Source organism: Aphanothece hegewaldii CCALA 016 (assembly GCF_003007785.1).
Lineage (GTDB): Bacteria > Cyanobacteriota > Cyanobacteriia > Cyanobacteriales > Microcystaceae > Chroococcus > Chroococcus hegewaldii.
Map to the genome: position 1 here is coordinate 107644 of NZ_PXOH01000015.1, position 9983 is coordinate 117626.

Consider the following 9983-nt stretch of genomic DNA (forward strand, 5'->3'; position numbering starts at 1 on the left):
TGTAGTTTGACGCGCTAGGATGGAATATGAGTAATACCCAGATTCGCAAAGACGATCATTTGCGGATTTGTTTAGAAGATGATGTTCAATTTCATCAAACGACCAATGGTTTAGAAAAGTACCGTTTTACACATTGTTGTCTTCCTGAATTGGATCTCAAAGAAGTAGATCTATCTACAACATTTTTCGGTAAAACCCTTGATGCACCTCTACTCATTTCCTCGATGACTGGAGGAACCGCAAAAGCAAAAGAAATTAATTATCGTCTCGCAACGATCGCACAAACCCATAAATTAGCGATGGGAGTCGGTTCACAACGAGTTTTAGTCGAAAAACCAGAGGTAGCGGATACCTTTGCCGTGCGCTCATTTGCCCCAGATGCCCTCATTTTTGCCAATTTGGGAGCCGTACAGCTTAATTACGCTTATGATTTAGAGCAGTGTTTACGCATCGTTGATTTACTTGAAGCTGATGCCCTGATTCTTCACTTTAACCCGCTACAAGAATGTATTCAACCTCATGGGGATACTAATTTTAAAGGTTTACTTGACAAAATAAACAATTTATGCTGTAAAATTTCCGTTCCTGTGATTGCCAAAGAGGTTGGGAATGGAATTTCAGGAAAAATGGCCGAAAAGCTCCTACAAGCAGGGGTAAAAGCGATCGATGTCGCGGGTGCGGGGGGTACTTCTTGGGCAAAAGTGGAAAGTGAGCGATCGCAAAATAACTTACAACGACGTTTAGGGGAAACGTTTCGAGATTGGGGAATACCGACAGCAGCTTGTATTGTTCAAATTCGTCAAGGTTTTCCTGATGTACCTCTAATTGCTTCAGGAGGGTTACGCAATGGCTTAGAAGTGGCTAAAGTCATTGCTTTGGGGGCAGATTTAGCGGGTTTAGCATTACCCTTTTTACAAGCTGCCGATCAATCTTTGGATGCTTTACACGAATTAGTCCAACTTCTGAGGGCGGAAATCACAACGGCTCTATTTTGTACTGGAAATAAAAATATAGCTGATCTTAAACATTCTAATGTATTAGAAACGATAACATGAAAACACAGTACTAATTATCGATCGACTGCAATGGGTCAATTCACTAAACAAATTTTTTCGAGTTGTCTAGGTAGTTTAGCGGCACTATTTTTCCTCCTGATTTTGGGAACTGGGGGACTATTAACCCTTTTATTTGTTTCTGCGGGACAAAATACAGGCCCATCAGTTGAAGATCAATCAATGCTTGTCTTTGATTTATCAACTACAATCAAAGATACTCAACCGGCTTCAACCTTAGCTCAAGCTTTGCAGGAAACTGGAACCACCTTAACACTACGCCAAGTCTTAGAAAGTATCGAAAAAGCTAAAGAAGATCAGCGCATTTCGGGTATTTTTCTCTATGGAAAAGGGGGGATCGATGAAAGTGGTTATGCAACTTTGAGTGAAATTCGCCAAGCGTTAGAACAATTTAAGAAATCAGGTAAAAAAATTATTGCTTATGATGTGGAATGGAGCGAGAAAGAATATTATTTAGGTTCAGTTGCGGATCAAATTTTTATTAATCCGATGGGTGGGGTTGAGTTTAATGGTTTGAGTGTACAACCTCTATTTTATGCTGGTGCGTTAGATAAATATGGTGTTGGTGTTCAAGTAGTGCGGGTGGGTAGTTTTAAATCGGCGGTTGAACCCTATACTAGACAAAACATGAGTCCTGAAAATCGTCTACAAATTAGGACTTTATTAGATAATCTTTGGGGTGATTTTATCACAAAAGTTTCCACCAGTCGTAAGATTGAGCGCACAACATTACAAGCGATCGCAGATAATATAGGTATTCTTAATCCACAGACGGCGAAACAAGTGGGTTTAGTCGATGAAGTCGCTTATTTTGATGAAGTATTAGCAGAATTGCAGAAAATGACGGGAGAATCTAAAGAAGAAGGACAATCTTTTCGTCAAGTCGGTATAGATAGTTATGGGAGTGGTGTTTTTACTTCAGTCACTGACAAAAATTCGACGAATAAGATTGCGATTCTTTATGCAGAAGGTACAATTGTTGATGGCGCAGGAGACGCAACAGAAGTGGGGGGCGATCGCTATGCGCGAGAACTGCGTAAAATTAGGGAAGATGATCAGATTAAAGCGGTCATTTTAAGGGTTAATAGTCCTGGTGGTAGTGCAACAGCATCAGAAGTTATTCTTCGAGAAATTAATCGTTTGAGTAAGGAGAAACCCGTTATTGTTTCGATGGGTGATGTCGCTGCTTCGGGGGGTTATTGGATTTCTACAGGGGGTAAGCGCATTTTTGCCGAAAAAAGTACTATAACGGGTTCGATTGGTGTGTTTGGCATTTTGTTTAATTTACAAAAAATTGGTAATAATAATGGTTTAACGTGGGATAGTGTAAAAACAGGTCAATTAGCTGATCTTAGAACGAATGTTAGACCGAAAACGGAGAAAGAATTAAAAATTTATCAAGACTTTGTGAATCAGATCTATAGTTTATTTATTGATAAGGTTTCCCAGTCGCGTAATTTACCCCCAAATAAGGTCAAAGAAATTGCACAAGGTCGAGTTTGGTCAGGTCAAGAAGCTCTAAAAATTGGTTTAGTTGATGAAATTGGCGGATTAGAAGCAGCGATTCAATATGCCATTAAAACTGCTAAATTAGACCAAGATTGGAGTTTAGCAGAATATCCTAACCGAAGATCTTGGGAAGAAAAGTTAATCGAAAGACTTTTTAGTACTGAGATTACGGATTTAAGTTCATCTTCGGCTCAATTAACTCAAGATTTACTAAAGTTAAAAGAAGAATTGATTATTTTTCAGAGTTTTAATGATCCAAAAGGAATTTATACTCGTTTGCCTTTTTATTTACGAATTCAATAAATTTCCGTCCATAATTTACTAAAGTTTACGCTCCAAACTGAAATTTTCCTGCTTCAATCTGGATAAGTCGGCTTAACCCAGTCCACAGGCTGAAACGGTATGACTTACCGCCATATTCTTTAAGTTGAGGCTTGCGTTATAGTCTCTATCGATAACTAAACCACACTCACAACTAAAAATTCTTTCACTTAAAGAAAGAGATTCTAAAAGATGTCCACAGCTAGAACAAGTCTTAGACGATGGGAGCCAACGACTAACAACTGTTAATGTAGAACCGTAGATTTTGCACTTGTACTCAAGCTGTCTACGGAACTCGTAAAATCCCATATCTTGTATCGCTTTAGCCAATTTATGGTTAGCCATCATGCCAGACACATTTAAATCCTCAATTACTATCTCGCTGTGGTTCTTAGCTAGATATGTAGTGATTTTATGCAATGTATCTTTACGGATGTTGACTATCTTCTGATGAAGCCTAGCAATCTTGATTTGAGCTTTTTTCCAGTTGGCTGAACCGATAACTTTATGTCGATTAATCCACTGTAACCCTTGCAATTTGGCTGAGTATTTTTTAGAGGATTTAGCACCCTCAAATGTTTGACCAGTCGAGAGTGTAGCCAATGATTTAACCCCTAAATCAACCCCGACGACATCAACTGTTTTTGGGGTAATTTGTGGGTCAACCTGTATCTTAAAACTAATAAACCATCTATCGGCAGTACGGCTAATGGTGACAGATCCCCGAGTGTAGCCAGTGGGCAACATTTCATAGGTTTTTAACCAACCAATAACAGGTACTTTTATTCGTCTCGGTTCTACTTTGATACACCCATCAAGGGTAAAAGAATCATGTTTCCCTTTCTTCTTAAATTTAGGTACACCAGAGATTTTCTTAAAGCATCTATCCCAAGCTTCTCTAAGATATCTAAGAGCATATTGTGGAGGACATTTAGAAACCTCGTAGTACCAAGTATTTTCAGGCTTAAGTAATGCTACTAACCATTTATGCAAGTCAATCGCACTTGGAAATTTAATCTTGTCATTTGGATTGGCTTTATTATGGTCAAGGATTTGTTTTGTTAAACCCAAACCCCAATTATAGGCATGACGAGCCGTACCCGCGTGCTTTAAAAAATCTGTACGCTGGACATTATTGGCTTTGATTTCTGTCTTGAATCCAAGTAAAATAGTCATCTAATTATTCTACGAAAGATTTACGGAAATGGAAAGACTTGAAATCCAGTTACCAAAAAAAGAAAAGGAGATTTTAGAAAAGTATTGTGGGCAAACTAACAGAACCATGACGGATGTACTTCGTAGTTATATTAGGGGACTAAAGCAAAGATTGTTAGTAAATTAGTAGCTAGTTAGCAACCCCCTGATGCGGGGGATCTGGTGTGCCAAAAACTGGGTTACTGAATTTTTAAGATACTCAAAATAAATAGAGTAAAAGTACTCAGTGAACCAATCCCAAACATGAGAGAACGGAGAATCGGAATATTAGCAATATAAAACACTGGGTAGAAAGAACGGGCAATTACAAAGGCGATCGCGGTAATGGCTGCTAAATTAGAGTTAACACCTGTTACATAAGCTAAAATAGCTGCGGCTGCAAAAGGCATAAACGTTTCAAAAGCATTTTGATGCGCCCAAGTTGCACGCTTTGCATAATTGGGTAGTTTATCAAACATTTCACGAGGAGCCGACGTATCATATCCTATCTTCATCCGAGCGTATCCTACGACCATAAAAGGAATATAGATAAGGATAAAAGCCGCCAATATAGAATAAAGCAGAATCGCACTAACTGATAAATTCATCTTAGTCAAAGTAAAATAAGGTGACTAATTTTCTTTGGTCTTCTGCTTCTTGACAAGTTTGCAAAAGTGTGCTGCTGTCATGAAAAGCAAAACAGATTAACTGCTGACAACGAGAAACGATCTCGCGGTTACAAATTGAACTCGCCTCCCCCAGAGAAAGAACATCATTTTCTGGACTTTCGATTAAATGAATAACTTGTCGTAATTGATCTTGGGATTCTCTCGGTTGTCTTTCTAAACTTTGGGGCAAGATAACCGTTAAAAGATTAGGATCTGCTCGCATCGCGCCTTTAATGACGGCAGAATTTGTTCCTGTGGCACCAGAAGTCATGACTCGATTACCACCTAATGCAAGAGCATAAGTCATCATTTCAATCAACTGCTGATGAGTGATGGGAACATGACGCGAACCAAGTAAAGCAATACGCTTAGAACCCGTCTGCTGAATCGCCGCGAGTTCCTGCGACAATGTATCTAAACTAAGTGTTTCGATGGATTGACTCAAAGATTTTTACGCTTCGTAAGTAGGGTCATTAACAGTTCGTTATTTTAGCAAACCTCGGTAGTCTTTAGGAAATGAGTATAGAAAAAGTATCGCAAAGTTGTACATTTTCTTAAAAGTATGCTATATTTAATGATCTGTGCGGACGTATAGCTCAGTTGGTTAGAGTACGTCGTTGACATCGACGGGGTCACTGGTTCGAGTCCAGTTACGTCCATAAAATTAAATAAGCTATTTATAATATTGAGTGTAATTTAAAGTTTGTTTTTGCCGTTGCGGCAAAGTAATGCCTTAAAAATGTAGCGGCAAGATTATGCTTTAAAAATTTAAGAGAAAAATAATGTGCATTATCAACTATCTCCGAAATGAATGTACAGGTCACTTTGCTACGATGACAGGCTTATGTTCTAAAATGAATGCGACACAGCTATGGTTTAATACGCAGTCTGCATTTAGCTTGATGTAACACCTTACATTCTTGAAGTAGCCTAGAAACAAAGTAGTCAAAGCTGTTGAGAGATAGAAATCTTACTGTAATATACCTCTTAAGTCTTTAATCTTAAAGCGGTTTAGATAAGTATATTTTTTATAAAGAATATATAAAGCTTGAGTAGGAAATGTTGAATAGTATCAGTGTATTATCAGAAAAGTCCAGAATTTCAATGAATTAAAGCGGATGTTGTCAGTTATTGAAACGAAAAATCTGTTTTTAAAATTAATGTTTATCTATATCTTGTATACTTATCTCAGTTAATTACCGAACTTTTGTCAAAAAGGTTATGAGGAGACAAAATATTGCTTGGAGTGCTGATGGAAGTGTCATACCAGAAGCAGAGCCTCACACTAAAGCTAAACATTACATTATAGAGACTTATGTTGTAAATCTCATTCATACCCTATATGGAAAGAGTAGACACGGAGTAACTAATTTTACATTTATCGATGGATTTTGTGGAGGTGGACTATACAAAGATCCTCAAGAGAAAGATATGTGGTATGGTTCTCCAGTTAAAATCATACAAGCAGTCAGGGAAGGATATAAAAAATCTCGAAGAAATTATCCTCTTAATGTTCAATTTATTTTTATAGATAATCAAAAAGAACATTTGGATTATCTTAAAAACCATGCTATGCCTCGTGCCGGATTAGATGAATTATGTGATGGAGTCGTTCACACTTTTACAGATGAATTCGGAACAAGAACTGAAAAATGTGAATTCATTCAGGGCGAGTTTGAAGAATTAATCGATCTCTGCATACTGAAGGCCGATCTTTTTAAAGGTCATGCATTTTTTCTACTCGATCCGTGGGGTTGGACTGATGTATCAATGGAGAGTATTAGAAAAATACATAGTTTGACTAAATCTGAAATTCTTTATACATTCATGATTGATTTTATTGCTAGATTTATTACAGAACGAGATACAAATCTTCAGAAAGCTTTCCGTGATATTCTTGAAGCTGATGGTTATTACGATTTAAAAAAAATAACAGATTTAGGCAGTACCTCGGTACAATGCTATTTAAGAAATGAGTCTATGAGGCTTTTTCGAGAAAAAGGTAAGTTTAAGAAAGCATTTACGTTTTCTATGGTTCCAAGAGGAGATACTAGACCTTTATACTATCTTATTCATCTTTCTAAAAGTTTAACTGCATTACAAGTTATCAAAGATTCATTCTGGCAAAATAATAATTCATTTTATCAATACCATTTTGAGATCTATGGATATACTTTTAGAACAACTGATTTTTATGAAGAGAATCAATTATCTTTAGAATTTGATATTACAGAAAATAATTATAATTATTCTATTAAAAAGCTTCATCAACAATTAGCCAATTTAATTTATAGCCAGGAAGAAATTACCTTTCTCAATTTATGTGAAAGAACTATGGAACTCAATCCAGCTAATAGAAAACAATATGTAGAACTTATTAATATTTTAAGAATGGAAGGAGATATTGAAGTTATAAGAAATGATAAACTACTTAATGGTAAAAAGCCAGATTTACAAAAAAATGACCTTATCAAACAGCCATCAACAAAACAACTTAGACTTTTCTGATAAAAAAGCTTTTGTATTCCCTTGTTAAATAAAAACAAGCTAAATAAGGCTGAGTTGTTTTTGCTTAACGTCATTTGCCTTCCACTGCTGTAAATGTCTTTTCCAAGATGGGGGCATTTCATCCCAAGTTTGTCCGTTTAGAAGGCGACCACCTGCTTTAGAATGTTTGCCACCCCACTGCTTGAAGAAGAAAGCTACATTTGCTTTTTGTGCTTGATACAATATATCTTCAACCCATTCCTGCTGAAGTGGTCGATGTTTTAGTCCTGATTCTCCGCCAACAATGATCCAATCAATATTAGTCAGATCTAATTTTAATGAGCCTAATAGAGGTTCACAAGAGAGAAAACGTATTTTAGCTGGTATTTGTCGAAGATAGTCCACTCTAGAAACATACTTTTGATTCTCAACAGATACACCCATCCATATATTATCTGTCCAGTTTAATTGTGGGGCGATTTTAAGTAAATGTTCATGTCTTTTCGTCAAAATTTGATAGATATGCCAGGGTGTTTCATTCATTATATTAAACACTTTTTCAAGAAACTCTAATGGTATTTGCTCATGAAATAAATCACTCATAGAATTAACAAAAATTCTACTTGGATTTCTCCAGTGTTTAGGTTCATCAAGTCTGTTATGATGTAAAGTCAATTTGAATCCTTGAGGAAAAGTTTGTGTAAATCTTTCTGTAATTGCTTCCGCATAACAATATTTACAACCTGTACTAACTTTGTCGCAACCTGTCGTTGGATTCCAAGTTTTATCTGTCCATTCGATACCTGTTTGAGGGCTTGACATTACAAATTCCTCTCTTTTAGTAGATTTAGTATAGTAGTATTAATTTTATCATTTCTATTTATAATTATCAAAAAAAATATTATTTTTATTTGTTATTATTAATTTCCAGAGTAAAAATGTATTTATAACTTAAATTCAACGCTTATCTTTTAAAAATAGATTCATGGCACGCGATACGATTTAAAAATCCAAGTATCACAGCTTAGAATAATAGATCTAAACTTGTAAGAGATAAAATTATACACATTTGTATTAATAATTTACTGTTAAATTATTACAAACGACTTAGAATAGATTGAACTTCTTTTTTATAAAGTAGCCGAACTTTCTTATAGCGAAAATATCCAGGGTTGCTAATAAGCTCACATACACGAGCTTCTGTTGGATATTCCCCTAATTTGCCGAGTGTAATAATAGCCTCTTTAATTTCAAGACAACATTTATCAATAGAAGCTATATGACAAAGATGCTGATAATGACGGCGTTTGTCCACAATTTGATGACATAATTCAGGAAAATGGCGCGAAAGAACCCGTCGATTAACTTGTAGTTGTTGAGCGATATCTTTAAGCGTTGGTAATGAATCAGGTGATTGAGACAAAATCATGGTTAAAGTATTTTCAAGATGAGCTAAATCAAAATTTTTGGGAGATGTTCTTGTGTTTTTGGCATATTGAAGCTTAAATGTTAACTTTTTGTGATCATTAGCCAAAGCCAATTGTTGATAGTCTTGCATTAAGAAATGAGATAAAGATATTTGAAGACAATGGCAAATATTTAGTAAAGTAGACAGAGTAGGCCGAGTTTGGCCTGAATACCAGCCCCAACAAGTATTTTTAGGAATTTTGAGTAATGCTGCAAAAGCAGCTATGTTATCTTCAGTGACTTGATGTACTACATTGATAAAAGATTTTTGTATATGCTCCTGAGTAAGCTTGGAAGATAATTGATGAGCATTAGTTAAGAGTTCTCCTAAAGTGTTGGCTACCCATCTTTCTTGGTTAACCGTTTGAACATTAGAAGAAGTTACTTTAGAAGATAGGCCTAACCACTGATAACAGTGAGAGCAATAACCTAAATCAGATTTCCAGCTTAAATAAGGTAATTGATAATGACAATGAGGACAATTATATTTAAGAGGATGTTGATGTATTAAACAAACTTTGACATCATTAAATGACCATAGTAAGGGGTCATAAATGACTTGTTGATTTTGTTTCCAGTTTTGATAGCATTCAGGACACCAAGCTTTATGAGAGCGTAGTAATCCCTTTGTAACTAAAATCTTGGAAAAAGGAATCAATGTTAAAAGCTGTAATTTGTTATGAACAGTTAATTGATTAAGAACCTCAACAAAATCAGTAGCGATGGTGCCGTATCCATTTAGAGCATGAGAACGATTAAAAAAAGGTTTTAAATCTCGACCTGTAGAATTTTTAACAAAAGATTGCTGTAAAAGAGGATTAATTATTCGTGATAGTAAAATACTGATAAAAACCCCATGAGAATCAGCTAACCGCGTAACATAGCTGGTTAAACACTCTACCATAGGAGTTCCAAGACCGATCGGTTTTAAATGATGTAAATGACTTCGCTCAGGCATGAAGAACTTTTCTGGACTCCATAGTTCGTCTTTTGCGTAAGGTTGAACTTGAGTTACGTCTATATCCATAAAAATTAGTTATTTGTTAAACAATCTTAAAAATTAGTTACTTAAAGTTTTTTCTTAGTTATATTGTAATACTAAAGTTCTATTCTCATGAAAATTGCAAAAATTTATTACTTATTTTTTAGGATGTCTAACGTTATAGATAGTGAAGAGTACCTAGATCTAGGGCGTGTCTGCAAACCTGTTATACTGAGTAATATTACTCATCGTTAATTGTTTATATGACCGCGAGTGCTAACC

General features: G+C 35.7%; 8 protein-coding genes and 1 tRNA gene. 4 read left to right on the plus strand and 5 right to left on the minus strand.

What is annotated here, in order from left to right; genetic code table 11:
* Nucleotides 1-26 precede the first annotated feature (26 nt).
* Nucleotides 27-1055 carry a type 2 isopentenyl-diphosphate Delta-isomerase gene (gene fni / locus C7H19_RS14485; protein WP_106457597.1) on the plus strand — a complete coding sequence of 343 codons (1029 nt, stop codon included), beginning with the start codon at nt 27-29 and terminating at the stop codon, nt 1053-1055.
* A 30-nt stretch (nt 1056-1085) separates the two neighbouring features.
* The gene (gene sppA / locus C7H19_RS14490) at nt 1086-2885 is read left to right on the plus strand and encodes a signal peptide peptidase SppA (protein WP_106457598.1); all 1800 of its coding nucleotides are present in this window, start codon (nt 1086-1088) and stop codon (nt 2883-2885) included.
* Nucleotides 2886-2957: 72 nt separating this feature from the next.
* Here sppA and C7H19_RS14495 read toward each other — a convergent pair whose 3' ends face one another.
* From C7H19_RS14495 to C7H19_RS14505, 3 genes are all read right to left on the minus strand, one after another.
* The gene (locus C7H19_RS14495; protein WP_106457609.1) at nt 2958-4073 is read right to left on the minus strand and encodes an RNA-guided endonuclease InsQ/TnpB family protein; all 1116 of its coding nucleotides are present in this window, start codon (nt 4071-4073) and stop codon (nt 2958-2960) included.
* A gap of 224 nt (nt 4074-4297) precedes the next feature.
* Nucleotides 4298-4705, minus strand: a complete 408-nt coding sequence (locus tag C7H19_RS14500) for an MAPEG family protein (RefSeq protein ID WP_106457599.1) — start codon at nt 4703-4705, stop codon at nt 4298-4300.
* Nucleotide 4706: 1 nt separating this feature from the next.
* Nucleotides 4707-5210 carry a DNA recombination-mediator protein A gene (locus tag C7H19_RS14505; RefSeq protein WP_106457600.1) on the minus strand — a complete coding sequence of 168 codons (504 nt, stop codon included), beginning with the start codon at nt 5208-5210 and terminating at the stop codon, nt 4707-4709.
* A 140-nt stretch (nt 5211-5350) separates the two neighbouring features.
* Here C7H19_RS14505 and C7H19_RS14510 point away from each other — a divergent pair.
* Together C7H19_RS14510 and tcmP are read left to right on the plus strand one after the other, a co-directional pair.
* Nucleotides 5351-5424, plus strand: a tRNA-Val gene (locus tag C7H19_RS14510).
* A gap of 562 nt (nt 5425-5986) precedes the next feature.
* The gene (tcmP, locus tag C7H19_RS14515; RefSeq protein WP_106457601.1) at nt 5987-7273 is read left to right on the plus strand and encodes a three-Cys-motif partner protein TcmP; all 1287 of its coding nucleotides are present in this window, start codon (nt 5987-5989) and stop codon (nt 7271-7273) included.
* Between the two features lie 39 nt (nt 7274-7312).
* On the opposite strand, the gene C7H19_RS14520 is transcribed toward tcmP, so the two are convergent.
* Together C7H19_RS14520 and C7H19_RS14525 are read right to left on the minus strand one after the other, a co-directional pair.
* Nucleotides 7313-8074, minus strand: coding sequence for a DUF5131 family protein (locus tag C7H19_RS14520; RefSeq protein WP_106457602.1), 762 nt, complete (start codon nt 8072-8074; stop codon nt 7313-7315).
* 274 nt (nt 8075-8348) lie between these two features.
* Nucleotides 8349-9746: a TniQ family protein gene (locus C7H19_RS14525; RefSeq protein WP_106457603.1), complete on the minus strand. Its 1398-nt coding sequence runs from the start codon at nt 9744-9746 to the stop codon at nt 8349-8351.
* Between the last annotated feature and the right edge of the window lie 237 nt (nt 9747-9983).

What these genes read in the sequence shown, in the direction of transcription:
- C7H19_RS14525 (WP_106457603.1), bottom strand. Translation starts at nt 9,746, where the DNA reads ATGGATATAGACGTAACTCAAGTTCAACCTTACGCAAAAGACGAACTA.
- sppA (WP_106457598.1), top strand. Translation starts at nt 1,086, where the DNA reads ATGGGTCAATTCACTAAACAAATTTTTTCGAGTTGTCTAGGTAGTTTA.
- C7H19_RS14520 (WP_106457602.1), bottom strand. Translation starts at nt 8,074, where the DNA reads ATGTCAAGCCCTCAAACAGGTATCGAATGGACAGATAAAACTTGGAAT.
- C7H19_RS14500 (WP_106457599.1), bottom strand. Translation starts at nt 4,705, where the DNA reads ATGAATTTATCAGTTAGTGCGATTCTGCTTTATTCTATATTGGCGGCT.
- tcmP (WP_106457601.1), top strand. Translation starts at nt 5,987, where the DNA reads ATGAGGAGACAAAATATTGCTTGGAGTGCTGATGGAAGTGTCATACCA.
- fni (WP_106457597.1), top strand. Translation starts at nt 27, where the DNA reads ATGAGTAATACCCAGATTCGCAAAGACGATCATTTGCGGATTTGTTTA.